Annotated in this window: 17 protein-coding genes and 4 tRNA genes; 1 reads left to right on the forward strand and 20 read right to left on the reverse strand. The window is 34.5% G+C overall.

Annotated features, from left to right (window positions below; all coding sequences use genetic code 11):
- Positions 1-223 precede the first annotated feature (223 nt).
- Positions 224-1990, forward strand: a complete 1767-nt coding sequence (locus AB3U99_RS24255; RefSeq protein ID WP_400244604.1) for a hypothetical protein — start codon at positions 224-226, stop codon at positions 1988-1990.
- Positions 1991-2046: 56 nt separating this feature from the next.
- On the opposite strand, the gene rlmH is transcribed toward AB3U99_RS24255, so the two are convergent.
- From rlmH to AB3U99_RS24355, 20 genes are all read right to left on the reverse strand, one after another.
- Positions 2047-2526, reverse strand: a complete 480-nt coding sequence (gene rlmH, locus AB3U99_RS24260) for a 23S rRNA (pseudouridine(1915)-N(3))-methyltransferase RlmH (RefSeq protein WP_400244606.1) — start codon at positions 2524-2526, stop codon at positions 2047-2049.
- A gap of 80 nt (positions 2527-2606) precedes the next feature.
- Positions 2607-2768 (reverse strand): CxxH/CxxC protein, encoded by a 162-nt coding sequence (locus AB3U99_RS24265; protein ID WP_400244608.1) that lies wholly within the window; start codon positions 2766-2768, stop codon positions 2607-2609.
- A gap of 270 nt (positions 2769-3038) precedes the next feature.
- On the reverse strand, positions 3039-4250 hold the full coding sequence (locus AB3U99_RS24270) for a S1C family serine protease (protein WP_400244610.1): 1212 nt from the start codon (positions 4248-4250) through the stop codon (positions 3039-3041).
- Between the two features lie 187 nt (positions 4251-4437).
- Positions 4438-5226 carry an MBL fold metallo-hydrolase gene (locus AB3U99_RS24275; protein WP_400244612.1) on the reverse strand — a complete coding sequence of 263 codons (789 nt, stop codon included), beginning with the start codon at positions 5224-5226 and terminating at the stop codon, positions 4438-4440.
- 6 nt (positions 5227-5232) lie between these two features.
- A complete protein-coding gene (locus AB3U99_RS24280) occupies positions 5233-6039 on the reverse strand; it encodes a two-component system regulatory protein YycI (protein WP_400244614.1) in 807 nt (268 codons plus the stop codon).
- Complete coding sequence (locus AB3U99_RS24285) at positions 6026-7336, reverse strand: YycH family regulatory protein (RefSeq protein WP_400244616.1); 1311 nt, start codon at positions 7334-7336, stop codon at positions 6026-6028. The genes AB3U99_RS24280 and AB3U99_RS24285 overlap by 14 nt, the downstream gene beginning before the upstream one ends.
- The gene (gene walK, locus AB3U99_RS24290; RefSeq protein ID WP_400244618.1) at positions 7333-9162 is read right to left on the reverse strand and encodes a cell wall metabolism sensor histidine kinase WalK; all 1830 of its coding nucleotides are present in this window, start codon (positions 9160-9162) and stop codon (positions 7333-7335) included. The genes AB3U99_RS24285 and walK overlap by 4 nt, the downstream gene beginning before the upstream one ends.
- An 8-nt stretch (positions 9163-9170) precedes the next feature.
- Complete coding sequence (yycF, locus tag AB3U99_RS24295) at positions 9171-9881, reverse strand: response regulator YycF (protein ID WP_048718265.1); 711 nt, start codon at positions 9879-9881, stop codon at positions 9171-9173.
- 856 nt (positions 9882-10737) lie between these two features.
- Positions 10738-10810: transfer RNA gene (locus AB3U99_RS24300), tRNA-Phe, on the reverse strand.
- A 115-nt stretch (positions 10811-10925) separates the two neighbouring features.
- Positions 10926-11002, reverse strand: a tRNA-Asp gene (locus AB3U99_RS24305).
- Between the two features lie 36 nt (positions 11003-11038).
- Positions 11039-11110, reverse strand: a tRNA-Glu gene (locus AB3U99_RS24310).
- A 17-nt stretch (positions 11111-11127) separates the two neighbouring features.
- Positions 11128-11203: transfer RNA gene (locus tag AB3U99_RS24315), tRNA-Lys, on the reverse strand.
- A 396-nt stretch (positions 11204-11599) separates the two neighbouring features.
- Positions 11600-12892 (reverse strand): adenylosuccinate synthase, encoded by a 1293-nt coding sequence (locus AB3U99_RS24320; protein ID WP_400244621.1) that lies wholly within the window; start codon positions 12890-12892, stop codon positions 11600-11602.
- A 250-nt stretch (positions 12893-13142) separates the two neighbouring features.
- Complete coding sequence (gene dnaB, locus AB3U99_RS24325; protein WP_400244623.1) at positions 13143-14507, reverse strand: replicative DNA helicase; 1365 nt, start codon at positions 14505-14507, stop codon at positions 13143-13145.
- Positions 14508-14817: 310 nt separating this feature from the next.
- On the reverse strand, positions 14818-15267 hold the full coding sequence (rplI, locus tag AB3U99_RS24330) for a 50S ribosomal protein L9 (protein ID WP_400244625.1): 450 nt from the start codon (positions 15265-15267) through the stop codon (positions 14818-14820).
- Positions 15264-17237, reverse strand: coding sequence for a DHH family phosphoesterase (locus AB3U99_RS24335; RefSeq protein ID WP_400244626.1), 1974 nt, complete (start codon positions 17235-17237; stop codon positions 15264-15266). Before AB3U99_RS24335 ends, rplI begins: the two co-directional genes overlap by 4 nt.
- 413 nt (positions 17238-17650) lie before the next feature.
- On the reverse strand, positions 17651-17887 hold the full coding sequence (rpsR, locus tag AB3U99_RS24340; protein ID WP_031535579.1) for a 30S ribosomal protein S18: 237 nt from the start codon (positions 17885-17887) through the stop codon (positions 17651-17653).
- 41 nt (positions 17888-17928) lie between these two features.
- Positions 17929-18447, reverse strand: a complete 519-nt coding sequence (ssb, locus tag AB3U99_RS24345; RefSeq protein WP_400244628.1) for a single-stranded DNA-binding protein — start codon at positions 18445-18447, stop codon at positions 17929-17931.
- 53 nt (positions 18448-18500) lie between these two features.
- Positions 18501-18791, reverse strand: coding sequence for a 30S ribosomal protein S6 (gene rpsF, locus AB3U99_RS24350; RefSeq protein WP_031535583.1), 291 nt, complete (start codon positions 18789-18791; stop codon positions 18501-18503).
- A 162-nt stretch (positions 18792-18953) separates the two neighbouring features.
- The gene (locus tag AB3U99_RS24355; RefSeq protein WP_400244630.1) at positions 18954-20108 is read right to left on the reverse strand and encodes a glycosyltransferase family 4 protein; all 1155 of its coding nucleotides are present in this window, start codon (positions 20106-20108) and stop codon (positions 18954-18956) included.
- Between the last annotated feature and the right edge of the window lie 116 nt (positions 20109-20224).

Here is a 20224-nt window from a genome sequence, read left to right on the forward strand (position 1 = left end):
GCTTGACAACTGTTCACCAGTTTCCCTCATAACAAATTCTATGAGGCAATTAAATTATAACACTTTTTAGAAGATTTATCCAAATGAAATCCATGAAATTACCAAACTTTCCTTATCTATCTGTCTGTCGCTACCTTTTTACAAATCTTGTTAACGTCATCCCTTAAATGTTAGAATATTTATATTACTAGGGAATTAAGCGAATTTGTAAGGAGATTAAATAATGATTGAGAGATTATCTTTAGGGGAAACAGCCTATTTTTACAATATTAATGCACATCTTACAAATAATTTTATAAAAAAATTATTCATTAATATTTCCAAAAGAAAATCAGGTCCTTATGCAACAAAGGTTATCAATGAATCTTACTCTATTGATAATAAAGAATTTTTATATTCACTTTGTATATTTAAATATAAAGGTAAGCCAAATTTTTTAGATGAATCCGGCAGCGAAGAAGAGATAAAATACGCTTATCTATTATTAATACAATATTCAAGTATGTTAGTAATAAATAAAAAAAATATAAGTGGACTTAATACTTTATTAAAGGATTTTATATCCGACGTTGATTACACAACGATATCTCGTTTATATTTAAGTGATAGTTCAAGTTTTGAAAAGTTCTCTATGTTAAACATGGATATTAGTAGTAACTCGGTTAGAAAACGCAATATTGAGGCAAACGACTTACGTCATTCTTTTTCTCCTCTTTATGCAAGTAAATATATAATAAATAATTTACGGATAAAGGATAATGATAATAGAATTTCATTAGCTCTTAATACCTCTAAAATCAATAGACTTGGTAAAAAAGTATCAATAGATGACTACTTTAGATGGTCCCTTGCGGTAGTTGATAGGGTTCAAACCTTTGAATTAGGAGAATCGTACTTAGATAATTTTTCGACGCCAGTAAATAGCAACATAATTTTAGAGGGATTAGAACCCACATCAATATTATTCCTTTTTAATGATTTACTGGATGACTTTGAGAGAGGATTAATTGAAGATGTTGTTTATGAATTTAATGGACGTATTAAAAAAATTAACCTTCAAAAGTATATTGATGAGTTTGACACTTTTTGTGAGATTGAGCTAAATAGTACGCCATCTAAAGTTAGTAAAATTACTAATTCAATTGATAAAAACTTAAAACTACGAAAAAATAAGTCTTCATTAACAATAAGTTCTAAAAAATTCAAAAATATTATTATTAAATACCATTCAAAAGATGTAAACCTTCTAGAATATATAAATAAACAACAAAACTTGATCATCACTTTTGCAAAAATAGATTACGTTTACTCTAACAGAAAATTGTTTAAGGATACAAAATTACTTGGTAATTTGGATTCTTTTTTAAATGTATTAGAACCTTATGAATCATTAAAATTAATCACTTCTGAAAAGGGAAAAAATTATACGTCAACCTCAAAAAATTTTGACCCAGAATCATTATTCTTTTTCATTGAAAATACCCTTGCATCAGATGTAGATTATTTATTTTGTGATGATTTAGGCAACGAATTTGCTGATTTTATTTCTATTAAAAATTATAAAAGTATTTGTTATTATCATGCCAAAAGCGGAAGTTCTTCGCTCTCCGCATCAGACTTCCAAGTAGTTATTGGGCAAGCCCTTAAAAATATAGGAAATATGAATATGTCAGCTACTGACTTAGAACGCAAAGTGTCAAGATGGGATGGGTATATAAAGGACACTGACATCTCATTAAAAAGAATTGGTGACTCAGTTAAAAATGGAGGAGAATCCTATGTTACAACTACCAACTCTCCTAATTCTATTAAAGAAATTTATTTAGTGGTTAATTTCCTTTCTAAAAGTGCTTTAGAGGCTGGATTAAATAACTTAAAACAAAAAAGAAGTTGCTCACATCAAATTATTCAAATACTTTGGCTACTTTCTTCGTTTATATCTACCTGTAAAGAATTAGGGATAATAGTTCATATAACTTGTTTACCATAAAGCAAATGCCGTTAGTGTGTATCTAACGGCATTTGCTTTTGATAGAAAAACCTCTATTACTTATGATACGGTTCCCCCCGCATAATCCGAAAAGCCCGATAAACCTGCTCCACCAAAATCAATCGCATCAACTGATGAGGAAACGTCATCTTACTAAACGAAAGCTTATCATCTGCCCGCTTCAACACCTCGTCACTAAGCCCCAATGATCCACCAATAATAAAAGTAACCTTACTCTTCCCATATGTCCCCAGCTTATCAATGGTATCGGCTAGCTCCTCTGAAGACTTTTGCTTACCCTCTATAGCTAGCGCGATAACATGTGCATCAGTTGGAACTTTAGCAAGAATGCGTTCCCCTTCTTTTTTCTTCACTTGCAGCATCTCTGCTTCGCTTAATATTTCAGGTGCTTTTTCGTCTGGAACTTCGATAATTTCTATTTTAGAATAGCTTGAAAGTCTTTTTGTATATTCTTCAATTCCAAGCTTTAAGTATTTTTCTTTTAACTTTCCTACTGTAACAATTGAGATATTCACATGCTTTCCTCACTTTACAAACAAGATATCCACATAAGTTATCCACATATCCACATTTTTAATCCACATATAGTATGGAATCACTTGTTCGCCACCATATATATGGCACTATTTTTACAATATTCACAGGTTGTTGATAACTTTTCTTCGTCTGAAATTTGTTCCAAAATCGGAAATGTTTCAAACTCATTTACAACCGAATCTATTGCTATATCAACGTGTTCAGCACAACTATAAATCATTTTTCCTTCTCCTTTTAGCAATTGCTTTTTTCATTTTTCTAAAAATAATTGTGGATAATATTTTTTTCTGATCCAATTAATAGTTATCCACATTCCATCTTATCATTCTACCCAAAAACTGCAACCTCTCTAACAAAATTCATTTACTTTTCACCATAAGTCCTTATCCACAAATAACTTCATTATTTTTTGAAAAAAATATTTCATTTAGCTCTTTTAATAAAAAAAAGTAGAGCAGCACCGATAAAGGTTTTGCTCTACTTCCCTTCCTTACATTTGATCTTCCGATAAAGTAAGCTCTGCTGTTTCTAGCTTTCCGTTGCGATAATATTTTACTTTCATGGAATCGCCAATTTTCTTTTCATTATATAAATGCTTTCTTAAATCAATCAAGTCCACTATTTCTTCGCCATCTAGTTCAACAATAACATCTAGCTCTTTTAATCCGGCTTTTTGAGCTGGTGAATTTGGCGAAACATCTTTAATCGCTACACCTGTAGTGACATCCTCCGGTAGCTTTAATGCTTCCTGCTGATAGTAGCCTGGAATATCGCTAACAGATTGCAACTCTACTCCCATATATGGTCTTTGTACTTCTCCATGTTCTTCTAAATCCTCAATAATTGGTATCGCTGAATTAATTGGTATCGCAAGCCCAATCCCTTCTACAGCAGATTCAGCAATTTTCATACTATTGATACCGATAAGCTGACCTTCAATATTAACGAGGGCTCCACCACTATTTCCAGGGTTAATAGCGGCATCTGTTTGAATAACCTCTGATTGCCAATCTGGTGTCCCGTCCTCATTAATATCAACTGGAATTGTTCTAGCCAATCCTGAAACAATTCCTTGTGTAACCGATCCAGAGAATGTTAACCCTAATGGATTACCAATCGCAATGACAGGTTCACCTGCTTTCAGCGTATCTGAATTACCAAATTCGGCTACCTTTGTTATTTCGCTTGCATCTACTTCGACTACTGCTAAATCTGTCCAAATATCAGCACCAATTAGCTCAGCACTTATTTTCTTTCCATTAGATAAGGTAACCTCAAGTTCTGTCGCACCTTGCACGACATGATTATTTGTGACAATATATGCTTTCCCACCACTTTTCTTATAAATAACACCTGATCCTGTCCCAGCCTCTTCTGCCGTCGTTTCATCTGCCCAGAAATTAGAGGACTGCAGATTGGTAATCCCAACAACCGAATCAGCTGCTTTATCAACTGCCTTTGTGACATCAGTTTCTACATTCAAAGAGACATTCTGTGTTTTTATCCCTTCTGAGTTGCTTACAATACTCCCGCTTTCCTCCTTATTCGGAAGAATTGCTAAGTCTGTTAAGCGTGGGCTAAGTAATAAAACAAGTACTGCGCCAATAATAGCACCAATAAATCCAGAGAAGAAATAGCCCTTTCGTGACCTTTTCTTCTGCCCATCTCCCTGATTCCCATAATCATATTCCACTAGCTTCATTCCTTTCTGCAGGCATTATCTAAATGCTTCCCAACATAATCTTTATTATTTTTCCTTTTTTTCAAAAAAACAAACGAAATACTTAGAGAAGTTTTCACCATATGATACCCAAAAGCATTGATAGCATACTTTTATTTTTCCCATAAAAAAAAGCGAATAACCTAGTATCCGCTTTTTTTATATCCACTTATATTGCCATCATCTTTGTCGGTATTCTCGGATCCGTATCAAATAAATTAACCTGTTCCCCTAAGCCGACTCCACGGCTTTCTAATGTCTGTCCAACTGACATTCTAGCTAAATCTTTCATATTATTATCTAAGCTCAAGTGAGCAAGATAGATATGCTTTGTGCGATCTCCAATTACTTCGCTCATTGCAATTGCTGCATCTTCATTACAGACATGCCCTACATCGCTTAAAATACGTCTTTTAATATTCCATGGATATTTTCCCATCCGCAGCATCTGCACATCATGGTTGCTTTCAAACACATAGGAATCTGCATTGGAAATGATTCCTTTCATTCGATCGCTAACATAACCTGTATCTGTTATCAGAACGAGCTTTTTCTCTCCCTCATGGAATACATAAAACATTGGTTCTGCTGCATCATGGGATACGCCAAAGGATTCAATCGATAAATTGCCGAATGTCTTTACGGTTTCCATATCAAATTGAAATTTCTGCTCTGTTGGAATTTCTCCGATTAAGGGATTCATAGCATTCCATGTTTTTTCATTCGCATAAATAGGAAGTTTATACTTTCTCGCAACAATTCCTACCCCTTTAATATGGTCACTATGCTCATGTGTCACTAATATGCCAGTTAAATCACTCATCTTCCGTTCAATGCTCTGAAATAAGCCTTCCATTTGCTTTCCGCTTAATCCAGCATCAACTAAAAAGGAATGTTCTCCTGATTCAACAAAAATGGCATTTCCTGTACTGCCGCTTGCGAGAACACTAAACCGCATTTTCTCTCACTCCAATTTCATTTCCTCTGTATCTGTTTCTAGTTGAATAACTTCTCCGTCCAAAGCATTTACATAAAAATCTTCTTCGTTTACTGTTACTTTCCAGGTTGGAGCAAGCAGCTGTGCAGATGTATCAAGCTGTGTATAATAACCTAATTCTACATAGCTTACATACGAATCACTTTCTATGACGTTTTTTGTAAATAATTTAAGAATAACCTCTAGTGGCTGAATAATCGTTTCCTCTTCATCCATTTCTTTAATGTTTTCCAAATATGTCTGGTTATAGGAAACGATTTTATTTTCTTCATTTACATTAAAGGTAATCTCACCCTTTGGATTTCGATACAGTGTCTTTCCAGCATGCTGCTGATAATACGTAATGGTATTCCCACTCTTTTTCCAAAAGCGATACTCTGCCCCGTTAAGCACTTGATTAAAGAGAAATTCAGTTAAATCCTCTGGGTTAAATTCTTCTTTAATACTGATCGGGTCAACAAGCACTGCTTGAAGATATATGCTATCTCTTACTGTAATTTCTTGACCACTTAATAGTCCCTTTTCCAGCTTTTTGATCTCATCATCCGTAAATTTCTTCGATTTCGCCGATAAATATTGATCCTTTTGGTTATTGACTGGAAGCTTTTCTTTATCATATTTGATACCTAATCGTGAAAGCGTGTTGGTCGTTGGCTCTGTTGTATAGTCATCCGCCCGTTGGTATTCTTTGATCTTTATATATTCATAAATTAAATATACATCCAATATTAAGAAGGCAATGATAAATATGGTCTTTATCTTACTCCAGTCCATCTAAGTTGCCTCCTGTTCCTTCCGAATATAAGGTATACCATTTATTATCATATTGGTAAAACCAGGTTGGCTGTAAAGAAACGATATTTTGAGAATCGACCTGCATATCGTATCCAATCACAATATTCTGGAGCTTTTCTGTCTTTAACTTTTTATTATTTTGGAGATATTGTAAAACCTCTTCTCCCGATGAAACCATCTCTTTTGAAAAATCAAACGGAGTAGTTGTATTAATAATAATTAAATTACTCGTTAAAAGACGCTTCGCCTTATTATTTTCCCAGTATAATCGAATATCGGACAGTTCTGTTTTCAAATTAAATACAGGCATTCCATTTGTATTGTATAAACGAAAGGTTATCTTTCTGTCTTCATCTCGTCCCACATAGAAATAATCATTAATCCAGCCACCTCGCTGATTAATTAGCTCGATACTATTATTAATGATATGATTCTGTATCATTTCGTTCGAAATGCCAGAAGGTTTAAAGAAGCTGACAATATGGGTATCCTTATATATTCGTAATAAACCCGAATCATCCGTATACTCTTCCCAATTCGTTAGAATTTCTTTTTGAGCGATACTAGGATTAGTAAATAATGCTTTTTTCAATCGAATCGATTCAATTTGTCTCGTGAAATATTTGTATTTATTCACTTCCTTCTTCTCATTAGGTAAGTAAATTAAATACTGGTCATTTGGTTTGTACGAAAAATAAGTGGAATACACCGTTTTTTCCTTAAAGACACTATCTTTAAATTGATTTAGTTGCTCTACATATTTCGAACGGATCGATGTTTCATACACTTTCTCTGTTTCTTTAGAAAGAAAATACACCTTCCCATCCCTATAGGAAAACAGAATCGTATCAAAATCAAAGGAATTATCCTGATCAATTCTTAAAATTTCTTTGTAAATACGAAAAGGTACTTGTCCTGGAAATCTTATTTCTAGACTATTATCCTGCTCTTCTAAGAAGCTTGCTACACTATCAATCGTAGAAGTTATATTACGAAAATCTCCATACTCAAATTCTTTAAGCTTCTTGATAATAGAATCTATTTCATCCCTTGAAATTGTACCATAATGCTTCCCATCCATGTGTTGGTAAATTTCGTCTGGTTTTACAACTTCACTTACTTTCTTTTTTTCTCCTAATTCCTCCAGCGCAGTAGTCGATCCACTACCAATTGAATCGAATTCTCCACCTTGATCTGTCCATAGGAGATAATATAGTAACACACTTAACGCTACAAGAAAGATTAAAATACCGCTTTTTACACTCTCATATTTCATCCCCAATCATCCTCTTCAGATTGAATATACGGTAGGGTAAAAGATATTTTTGTTCCTTTGCCCTCTTTACTGGATGCCCAAATTCTTCCCCCATGTGCTTCTACCATTTCTTTTGCGATTGCAAGACCAAGTCCAGTTCCACCAAGCTTTCGCGTTCTTGCTTTATCGACACGATAAAAACGATCAAATATTTTATCAATATTTTCTTTTGGTATACCGACACCATTATCTGATACACTTACGATAATTTGCTGCTCCTGTTCCTTAATTGAAAAAGTGATGTTTCCACCTTCAGGAGAGTACTTCATTGCATTGGAAATAATATTATCTAGTACTTGTGTTAATTTATCTTCATCAATTTCCACAAATGCTGCTTTCTTTGGCAATTTTCTTATGAAGCTAACATTTTGTTGTTTCGTCAATTCAAAACGATCAATAATTCGATTGTAAAATACGATAAAATCAACAAGCTCTTTATTTAGCTGATAATCGCGACTATCTAATTTAGAAAGCTGTAATAAATCATTTACTAGGCGTATCATTCGCTCTGTTTCATTTTGCGTGACATTTAGGAACTTTGGAGCCAATTCTTCATCTTTCCAAGCTCCATCATATAAAGCTTCGACATAACTGCGCATCGTAGTTAATGGGGTACGCAATTCATGGGAAACATTCGCTACAAACTCTTTTCTTTCCATATCAATTTTTTCCTGTTCCGTAATATCATGAAGGACCGTAATCAAGCCATTAACAAACCCAGTCTCTTTTTGTATAACCGAAAAATTAGCCCGTAAAATATATGGCTCATAATGAGTGCTATAATCCAAAATAACCGATTCTCTTTCCTCCAATAGCTCATCAAATGTATATTTCCCATTAAGATCAAGGAGATTAATAATCGGCTCCGATAGTACTGTTTCACGTGAAACATCTAACATCTTTGCAGCTGGCTCATTAATAAGAATAATTCGCCCTTTTCTATCTGTCGCAATTACTCCGTCTGTCATATAGGCTAGAACAGAGGATAATTTTCTCCGTTCACTTTCTGTAGTTGCTTGTGATTCTTGGAGCTTCTTTGTTAAATTATTAAACGTGATTGCCAATTGTCCAATTTCATCAAAGCCATACACCTTAACCTTTCTAGAGAAATTCCCCTTCGATAAAGCAAAGGCATGCTTTTGCATATCAGAAATAGGCTTTGTAATCGTTCTTGCTAATAGAACTCCTAATATAGCCGTTACAAATAAAGTGATAATCGTTCCTTTTTGAAAGATTTGGTTAATCTTATCAATTTGTTTATAGACATTCTCAATCTTGCCTACTAAATAAATGGCTCCGACTATTTCATCCCCATTTGTTTTTATAGGCGTAATCAGCTCATAAATTTTCTCTCCGTTTTTCTGCTTAATCGGGTTATCGGGTTGAGAAGAATTTGATAGAACTCTCCTAACCGAAATATCAACCATTTTCTGGCCGACCAAATGTTGGTTCTCTGGATCAGAGGTTCCGACGATAATGCCATTACTATTAACAACTCTGATTTCCTTAATATCAGAAGAATTATTATCACTTAGAATTCTTTTAATATCGTCCTCTAACGTGGAATCACCGTTTTCAACAACTCTTTCCTTTACAAGCTGCTCTTCTAAATAAATAGATAAAATATTTACTTTTTCTTGAATCGATATTTTAAAACTGTCCAATAGCGTTGTCTGCAGGGTCTTTACAAAATAGACCCCAATTATCTGAATAGAAATGAGAATAAGCAAAACAATAACTAATACAAGCTTCAAATGAATAGAACGAAAAAAACTTACTTTTTTCATTAATTATTTTACTCCTGCTCAGGATTTCTTAAATAGTAGCCAACGCCTCTTCGTGTCACAATCCACGTTGGATGACTAGGATTATCTTCAATTTTCTCTCTTAATCTTCTTACCGTTACGTCCACCGTTCGTACATCTCCATAGTAGTCATAGCCCCATACCGTTTGAAGCAAGTGCTCTCTAGTCATAACTTGTCCAATATGTTTTGCTAAATAATAAAGTAATTCAAATTCACGATGAGTTAGTTCGATCATTTCGCCTCTTTTTGAAACAATATAAGCATCTGGGTGAATAATAAGGGAACCAACTTCAATTTCATTCGTTTCTTTTTCTTCTTCTGCAGCAGATGAAACTTGCTGATGTCGTCTAAGATTTGCTTTTACTCGTGCAATTAACTCTCTTGTACTAAAAGGCTTTGTCACATAATCATCTGCACCTAATTCTAACCCTAATACTTTATCTATTTCTGAATCCTTTGCCGTTAACATAATGATTGGCATCTCATATTTCTTTCTGACTTCACGACATACTTCCATGCCATCTCTTTGTGGAAGCATAATATCAAGTAATACTAAATCAGGCTGGATTTCTTCCACTTTCTCTAGGGCTTCATTGCCATCATAGGCACAATACACTTCAAAGCCTTCTTTCTTTAAATTAAATTGCAGGATATCTGCAATTGGTTTTTCATCATCTACAACTAAGATCTTTTTATTCATTCAGGTATTCTCCTTCTATCAAAGTTTATCTATAGTTATTTCCATACTTTTATTGTTTACTTCTACAGTCTACTTTACCATTTTAAATTTATATATACACTTTTTTTCTATTATTAGTTTAGTGATACTCCTCTTTAGAATCTGTTTAGCTCGCTTATTAACTACTTCCTCATCAATGACTATATCCCCTCTTCTAAATAGCCACAAATAAAAAAGACAGTGAAGCTTTTTCTCTTTAGCCCACTGAATCATTCCATCCATTGAGGATTAAAAAATCCCTCTATAAGAGAGGGTTACCATTTCCGATTATTATTCTTCATTCCAATGCATAGGAAATCTCCCTGCATCCATTTATTATCGATAAATACCAGGCTATTATATATGCCCTCATTCATACTATAGCAATAGAAAGAGCCTTATTTAACTATAAGAAAAAAATACAAAGGTAGATAGCTAAATTATTGAAACCTTTTATACTAGATAAACGTCTATATATATGAGTTTCATTTTCCCTTAATTTTGGCAAGGTAACCCTTCTTCATAGAATGGATTACCTTGTCCTTTTTTATCTATTATTGCCTCTACTTAATCTTCTCTAGACAGTAAAATAAATCCCTTCCCTCCTACTAACTCACTTTAAATATATAAAGATCATTACGAAGAAGGCATATATATTTACTTTAGCATATTTTAAAAGAAAATAATGTTTTGCTATTATATTGTAATAAAATTGTTGTATTATAATCATGTTATGAAGAAATTTGTAATAGAGAAGATGCTTTCGCGGTTTATTTACAGGGAAATAATTTGGGCATAAAAAAAACAACGAACATTCGTTGTGAGTACAAAATAAAGGTGGCTCAGGACGGAATCGAACCGCCGACACAAGGATTTTCAGTCCTTTGCTCTACCGACTGAGCTACTGAGCCAAACTATGGTGACAAATGCTTAGCTCTAACATTTAAGCAAAGGTCGTTATTTACTTGTCTTCATTATGTATAAGATAAATATATATTAAATATGCAAATGCATAAGAAGAAAAAATGGCGGTCCGGACGGGACTCGAACCCGCGACCTCCTGCGTGACAGGCAGGCATTCTAACCAACTGAACTACCGGACCATTTTATGCTATTAATATCTCTTAAAAAAGATATTATGACCCATACGGGATTCGAACCCGTGTTACCGCCGTGAAAGGGCGGTGTCTTAACCGCTTGACCAATGGGCCATGATTGATATCTATAATGGTGAGCCATGGAGGATTCGAACCTCCGACCCTCTGATTAAAAGTCAGATGCTCTACCGACTGAGCTAATGGCTCATATAAATGAGCTTGTCTCGTTTGCTTTTTTGTCATTTGCGACGCTTTTTATATTAGCATATTATTAAAATAAAAAGCAATACTTTTTTCAATTTTTTTTTGAAAATCTTATTTTTTTTTATTTTTAAGCATTTTTTGCTCTTAAAAGTATTTCGTTTCATTTCGCTTCAGCCACTTGCTTTCCTCTTCTACCAGCAGGAGTCAAGTGTCCTCCACTCCATAGCACGCTCGATTTCAAAGTACAATATTATGGTAATAGTCTTAAATTATATAATCCCCACTGTACCTACTCTAATAAACGAAGACTCAAACTTCTTTTATAGTCGAATACCCGAAAAAAATTTAAAGACTGTTCAAAAGGTCCTCTACCTTTTGGAACAGTCTTCATTTTTATGATTAGTTTTGTCTCCAAGGGCTGTGTACTACGTTTGTTTGTGTACGATCTGGTCCTACAGAGAAAATAGACAATGGAATACCAGTTAATTGTGCAACTCTTTCTAAATAATGGCGAGCATTAGCAGGAAGATCACTTAATGTTTTGCAACCAGTAATATCTTCTGTCCAGCCTGGTAGCTCTTCATATACTGGTTCACATTCTGCAAGTACCTTTAGACTTGCTGGAAATTCTTCCATTACTTCCCCTTTGTATTTATAAGCAACACAAATTTTTAATGTTTCAATTCCTGTTAAAACATCAATAGAGTTTAAAGAAAGATCGGTAATTCCGCTAACGCGACGAGCATGGCGAACAACTACACTATCAAACCAACCAACACGACGTGGTCTACCAGTAGTTGTGCCATATTCACGACCAACTTCTCTAATTTGATGTCCAATATCATTATTTAATTCTGTTGGGAAAGGACCGTCACCAACTCTCGTTGTATAAGCCTTTGAAACACCAACAACATGTTTAATTTTTGTTGGACCGACACCAGAACCAATTGTTACGCCTCCAGCTACTGGGTTAGAAGAAGTAACAAATGGATAAGTACCTTGGTCAATATCAAGCATTACCCCTTGAGCACCTTCAAAAAGAACTCTACGGCCATCATCTAATGCATCATTTAAGACAACAGAAGTGTCACAAACGTATTGCTTAATTTGTTGCCCATACTCATAGTACTCATTTAAAATATCTTCTAATTTAAAGCCTTCTGTTTCATAAATGCGCTCTAACAGACGATTTTTTTCAACTAAATTTCTTGCAAGCTTTTCTTCAAATACTTCTCTATCTAATAAATCAGCAATACGGATACCAATACGTGCAGCTTTATCCATATAAGCTGGGCCAATTCCTTTTTTCGTTGTTCCAATTTTGTTAGCACCTTTGCTTTCTTCTTCTACTTCATCTAATTTTAAATGATAAGGAAGAATGACATGAGCACGATTGCTAATTCTTAGGTTATCTGTATTGATATTACGATCATGTAAGTATTTTAATTCCGTTAAAATTGCCTTTGGATCTACAACCATTCCATTTCCAACAACGCTAATTTTTTCTTTATAAAATATCCCAGATGGAATTAAGTGTAATTTATATGTTTCACCATTAAACTTAATTGTATGACCTGCATTGTTACCACCTTGATAACGTGCAATCACTTCTGCATTTTCAGATAAGAAATCGGTAATTTTACCTTTTCCCTCGTCTCCCCATTGCGTTCCTACCACCACTACTGATGACATATCCTAGAGCACCTCCACAGGTTTCTATATCTTTTATTATATCCTTAATCAAACATTCCTATTTTATCAACTTTTTAACATAAAAGTCAATAAAACACGAACAATCTTTTTATTCAATTAATGTTATGTTCGTAAAAACAGATGAGCAAAGATAGTCAATTTCGTAGTATTTGCTCCTATTGATGCATTTATTCATCAAAAAAAAGCATAAAAAAAGATTAGTAGCTTTAAAGCTACTAATCTTTTTTTATTAGGCCCCTGTTGGCATCGCGCCATCCTCAAAACGCCGTTCTAAATTAACGAATTTATTGTATTCTTTTACAAAGGCGAGCTGTACGGTTCCAGTTGGACCATTACGCTGTTTCGCAATAATGATTTCGATAATATTCTTGCTTTCGGATTCCTTATCATAGTAATCATCACGGTATAAGAAGGCTACAATATCAGCATCCTGCTCAATACTTCCTGATTCCCTGATATCGGACATCATCGGACGTTTATCTTGTCTTTGCTCTACACCGCGTGATAACTGGGATAAGGCAATTACAGGCACTTGAAGCTCACGTGCAAGCTGTTTTAAGGAACGAGAAATTTCCGATACCTCTTGCTGTCTATTTTCACCTGCACGGCCACTTCCCAAGATTAGCTGTAGGTAATCAATTAATATCATGCCTAAGCCGTGTTCTTGCTTTAGACGACGGCATTTTGCTCTTATATCTGTAATCTTTACCCCTGGTGTATCGTCAATAAAAATACCTGCATTGGATAAGCTTCCCATTGCCATCGTTAGCTTTCCCCAGTCCTCATCTGTCAACGATCCTGTACGCAGACGCTGAGCATCTATATTCCCTTCTGCACAAAGCATACGCATTACAAGCTGCTCTGCCCCCATCTCCAAACTAAAGATTGCTACATTTTCGCCTGTTTTTACAGCAACATTCTGAGCGATATTTAAGGCAAAGGCTGTTTTACCAACAGATGGTCTTGCTCCAACGATAATTAAGTCATTCCGCTGAAATCCTGCAGTCATTTTATCAAGTTCAGCAAACCCTGTTGCAATCCCTGTAATATCCCCTTTGCGATTATGCATTTCTTCAATATTATCGTAAGTTCGAACAAGGACATCTTTGATATTATGAAATGCCCCAGCATTTTTCCGCTGCGCTACTTCTAAAATATTCTTTTCTGCTTCACTTAATAAGGCTTCTACTTCATCTTCACGTGAATACCCGTCTTGAGCAATATTCGTCGCTGTTCGAATTAACCGGCGAAGCAATGACTTTTCTTCTACAATTTTTGCATAATATTCTATATTAGCAGCAGTTGGTACCGAAGCAGCCAACTCACTTAAATAGCTGACTCCACCTGTATCCTCCAAATTATTGGTTGCTGCTAACTCTGCCGTCACTGTAATTAAATCGACTGCTTTTCCTTCGTCATTTAATTTAAGCATTGTCGTATATATTCTTTGATGTGCGCCTCTATAAAAATCTTCTGGTATAAGTATCTCTGAAGCTAATGTTAAACTTTGTGGTTCAAGGAATATGGCCCCGAGTACAGCTTGTTCTGCCTCAATATTCTGTGGGGGCATTCGATCATTTAAAACTTCACTCAATCTATAAAACCTCCTTAAAATGAGAGGATATGATAAAAAACATAGCCTAGATTAAAAAAAGCAACAATCTATTATACAAAAAGGTCTTCCTATTAAAGAAAGGTATTTTTGTAACAGCTGTTCCTTTTTCTCTTCTTTCCAATTACCTATTTAAAAATTATATTTTCTCTTTTTATGAAGCTCATTAATTTTCATCTACATTTTTACGTTAAAAACAGTCAAACAAAAAATGTGACCAGCTAAACCTGTATCACATTTTCTTAAGCTTATTCTATTTTAACATGTTTAGAGACAAATGGAACTTCCAATATTAGCTTAATTCTTTGACATGCACATTTAATGTTGCTGCAACCTCATGGTGAAGCTTGACTGGAACCTTTGTAACTCCTAGCGAACGAATAGCATCATTTAATTCAATTTTTCTTTTATCGATTTTAATTTGATGCTTTTTATTTAATTCATCCGCAATTTGCTTGCTTGTAATAGATCCAAACAATCTGCCGCCTTCACCAGATTTTGCGTGCAATTCAACTGTTACTTTTTCCAGCTTTTCTTTTAATTCTTTTGCTTTTTCTAACTCTTCAATGGCTTGTTTCTCTTCTTTTTTCTTTTGAGCATTTAGCGTACTAACCGCTGAAGCATTTGCTTCTACAGCCAATCCTTGTTTTAAAAGAAAGTTATGTGCATAGCCATCTGCAACATTTTTAACTTCTCCTTTTTTCCCTTTACCTTTTACATCCTTTAAAAAAATTACTTTCATTCTTTTCTTCTCCCTTCAAAATACTCATCAATTGCTAACTTTAGTCTTGCCTCTACTTCTTCCATTGGCATATTTGAAAGCTGGGTAGCTGCATTTGTTAAATGACCTCCACCATGTAAGCTTTCCATAATGATTTGGACATTGATTTCTCCTAAAGAGCGAGCACTTATGCCAATCATTGTTTCTCCTCTATGTGCTATTACAAATGAGGCAATGATTCCATCCATTGTTAATAAAGTATCTGCTGTTTGTGCAATTAGAACACTATCCACTACTTCTGCTTCTTTAGCAGTGGCTATTGCAATACCCTTTTTATAAAATTGAACATTTTCAATTATTTTCGCTCTTTTAACATAGTTATCAATGTCTTCTTTTAGAAACTTTTGAACAAGTACTGTATCTGCTCCCTGTCCTCTTAAATAGGACGCTGCATCAAAGGTTCGCGCTCCTGTTCTTAAGGTAAAGCTTTTCGTATCAACAATAATTCCTGCTAAGAGAGCTGTTGCTTCTAACATTTCAATTTTAACACTTTTTGGTTGATATTCTAATAATTCAGTAACAAGTTCGGCAGTTGAGGAAGCATATGGTTCCATATAGACAAGAAGCGGATTTTCAATAAATTCCTCTCCTCGTCGGTGATGGTCAATTACTACTACATCTTCTATTTTATTCAATAAATGCTCTTCAATCACTAAAGAAGGCTTATGTGTATCAACTACTACTAGCAAAGTATCCCCTGTTGCCATTTCTAAAGCTTGATCAGGTGTAATAAATTTCGTAAAAAGGGACTCTTGCTTTTTTATTTCTTCTATCAGCCTTCTAACAGCTGTATCTATTTCCTGAAAGTTGATTACAATATATGCTTCTTTTTGATTCATCTGAGCTACTTTATGAATTCCAATTGCCGCACCAATAGCATCCATATCAGGGTTTTTATGTCCCATTATAATGACCTTATCACTATCTAAGACTAATTCCTTTAAAGCATGGGAGATAACTCTTGCTCTAACTCTTGTTCGCTTTTCTACTGGATTTGTTTTTCCACCATAGAATTTCACTTTACCATTCGGCTGTTTAATTGCAACCTGGTCTCCGCCTCTTCCTAAGGCTAGATCAAGGCTAGATTGCGCAATATTCCCTAGCTCTGGCAAGGAGGATACGCCTGATCCCACCCCAATACTCAGTGTTAAAGGAACATTCTGCTTTGTTGTTAATTCTCTAACATCATCTAATATGGTGAATTTTCCTTTCTCCAAGCTTTGCAAAATATGTTCATTAAAAATAGCAATAAAGCGATCAGAAGATATTCGTTTTAATAAAACACCATTATCTGTAGCCCATTTATTTAAAATGGCAGTAACGCTATTATTGATGCTACTTCTCGTCTGGTCATCCATCCCTTGTGTTAAATCATCATAGTTATCTAAAAAGATAATAGCAATTGCAGTACGTTCATCTTCATAAAGCTTCTCAATTTCCGTTTGCTCTGTAACATCGAAAAAGTATAAAAGACGCTCTTCCACTTTATGAATAACTCGAAACTTTCTTTCATGCAATGTAACGATTTCTGTTTCGACCTCTTGTTTAATTAAAGGAATAATGGATGGAGAAACATCATATAATGATCTTCCAACAAGTGTATCCTCTGTAAAACAAGATGCTAAAAAGGGATTTGTCCATTCAATATAATAGTCATCATTTATAAGCATGATTCCTATTGGCATTTCCATTAGGGCCTCTTCCCCTACCTTTTTGACGCGGTAAGAAAGAGTGGTTATATACTCTTCTGTTTCCTTTCGTTGACGACTTTCTATTCGTAAGATGAAATAAAAAGGAGTGACAAAAAGGACTAACCCAATTAAGGAAAATACCCAGTTATAAAAAGAGAGGATTCCAAGCATGATAATGGTAATACCGATTAAACATATTAATGGATACCTTATGGATCCTTTCTCTAAAAAAGTAGGCAATTTTTCTCCTCCTAAAACTCGTGAGATTTTCACATAATCCTTACTATGTATTCATTAAACCTGATACTATTATACCCCATAAAACTAAATTAAAATATAAAAAGGTCTATCCCTCTCTGGTTATCAAAATAATAGAGGTTGACATTTTTTCTAATAAGAAAGGGTTTGCATCTTTACATAATATTTTACTACTATTCTTGTTCTTCTTCAACGAAGTTACTTGGAAGAAATACTAGATTAAATAAAGAAGACATCCATATGGCTTATACGGTACGGAAAAGAAGCTGTCTCAAACAATAATGTAGAAATGGTATTGCACAGAAAAAAACACACATAACAGACTGGGTAATTTTCACTAAATAATACAAAACCCCTATTAAACAAAAGTCTAATAGGGGTTTTATATAGGCTAATTATTCTCCACTTACGTATGGTAGTAAAGCCATAGTACGTGCACGTTTAATAGCAATCGTTAATTTACGTTGGTATTTAGCGCTTGTACCTGTTACACGACGAGGTAAAATTTTACCACGTTCTGAGATGAATTTTTTAAGTAAATCTACATCTTTATAATCGATTTTAGTGATACCGTTAGCGGTAAAGTAACATACTTTACGGCGCTTAGCACGGCCACCTCTGCGTCCACCCATTGCCATGAGATTAACCTCCTTTTTTAATCATCAAAATTACGTTAGAATGGTAAATCATCATCTGAAATATCGATTTGACCGCTATTTGCAAATGGATCTTCATCCACTTTCGTATAATCCTGATTATTTCTATTCGTTTGAGGTCGCTGATTCTGATAATTATTTGATCCTCCAAAAGGATTATCTTGTTCTCTTGGGGCACTATAATTCATGTTGTCACTTCTATTATTAGCAGAGCTGTTTCTAGGTTCTAAGAACTGAACACTTTCTGCTAATACTTCGGTTACATATACACGTTTTCCGTCTTGTCCATCATAGCTACGCGTTTGAATACGACCATCGACACCCGCTAAACTACCTTTTTTCAAGTAGTTAGCAACATTTTCTGCTGGTTTTCTCCAAATAACACAGTTAATGAAGTCTGCTTCTCTTTCACCTTGCTGATTTGTAAACGTACGGTTAACCGCAAGTGTGAACGTTGCAACAGCAACTCCACTTGGTGTATAGCGTAACTCCGGATCCTTAGTTAAACGGCCAACAAGAACTACCCGATTCATCATCAGTTTCAACTCCCTTCAATTTAAAATGTTTCACGTGAAACATTGTTTATATATTATTTTGCTTCATCTTTAACTACGATGTGGCGAATGATATCTTCGTTGATCTTAGCTAAACGAGAGAATTCTTCAACCGCTACTGGTGCAGCGTTAACTTTTACTAATTGATAGTAACCATCGCGGAAATCATTGATTTCGTATGCAAGGCGACGTTTACCCCACTCTTTTGATTCTGCTAATTCCGCTCCATTATCTGTAAGAATAGCGTTGAAACGCTCAACAAGTGTTTTCTTAGCCTCATCTTCAATATTTGGACGGATGATGTACATAATTTCGTACTTTTTCATCACTTTCACCTCCTTTTGGTCTAGACGGCCCATAATTGGGCAAGGAGCAACTATACATTACTCACAAGGTAAAAGTATAGCATACTTTGTTATAAATAGCAATGTACTAAAAATAGCATCTGTTATTACTATTTTATCTTGGTTTATTTAAACTAAAATATTTTAAGCATACTTTTTATTAAAGCTTTGTCGAGTTTGAATTACTTCACAATAATCACTTAACAATCCATCAAAAATAGTATCCCATGATTGCGTTAACGCATAGCTTCTGGCTTCTCTCCCCATATTCAATCTCATCTTTTCATCAAATAGCAACTCGCTAATAGCATAAAGAAAGCTTTCAGCATTTTGTTTTTCGCATATTCTGCCATTTATATTGTCTATTACAAAGTCTTTTACACCACCCTCATTAGCAACAATGGCTGGAGTCCCACATGCCATTGCTTCTAATACAACATTACCAAAAGTTTCTGTATAGGATGGAAAAACGAAAAGGTCAGCTCCTGCATATATCCTTGCCAAGTCATCCCCTTTTATATAACCAGTCAATGTAATATTTTTTTGTGATTTTTCCTTTTCTCTCCATGTCTCCTTATTAGGTCCATCCCCAACTATTAACCAATGGACTGATTCCTTTATATCGGAAGGCAATTTATCCATGATGTTGTTTAATGTATCCAAATCTTTCTCTGGCGCTAATCTCCCTACATACAATAAAATATGGTTTTCTTGGATATTGTATTTCCTTTTAATATGTTCTTTTGCATCTGCGTTTGGCTTAAAAAGCTCGGAATCAATCCCTCTTCCCCAAACTTTTATTTCCCGAAAATCCAATGATTCTAATTTATTTTGTGTGTCTTTACTCGGGACAAATATTTTTTCTGTTGACTGATGGAACCATTTCAAATATTTCCATAAAAATGGTTCTAGTAAGGAAGCATGATAATATTTAAGATATTGATCAAAATTGGTGTGATAAGAAGATACAACCGGGATATTTAATTTTTTGGCAGCGAATAACCCATACAGTCCCATCATATAAGGTGTAGCTAGATGAATAAGATCTGGTTTAAATTGCTTTAGATTATTTTCTATCTTTCTTGGGTTCGTAATAACTGTCCGACACTCTGGATAAAGAAAAAATGGAAGGCTAGGAAATTGGTTGATATTTGGATATGTAGTAGAAGATTTATTTTCAGGAGAATATACTTGATAGGAAATTTGCTTTTTTTCCAAATGGTTACTAAGCCTCTTTAACGTCTGTGCAACACCATTCACTTGAGGAAAATAAGTGTCTGAGAAAATTGCGATTTTCAAAAACTCCACTCCCTTTTTATCAAGTTAGTTATAAGCTATTCTTAGTATACCACTGCCATGCTTGAGTAGTTTTAAAGAAATGTAAAAAAAATGTACATTATTACTTACAAAAAAAC

Source organism: Niallia tiangongensis, from assembly GCF_044704065.1.
GTDB classification, from domain to species: domain Bacteria; phylum Bacillota; class Bacilli; order Bacillales; family Cytobacillaceae; genus Niallia; species Niallia tiangongensis.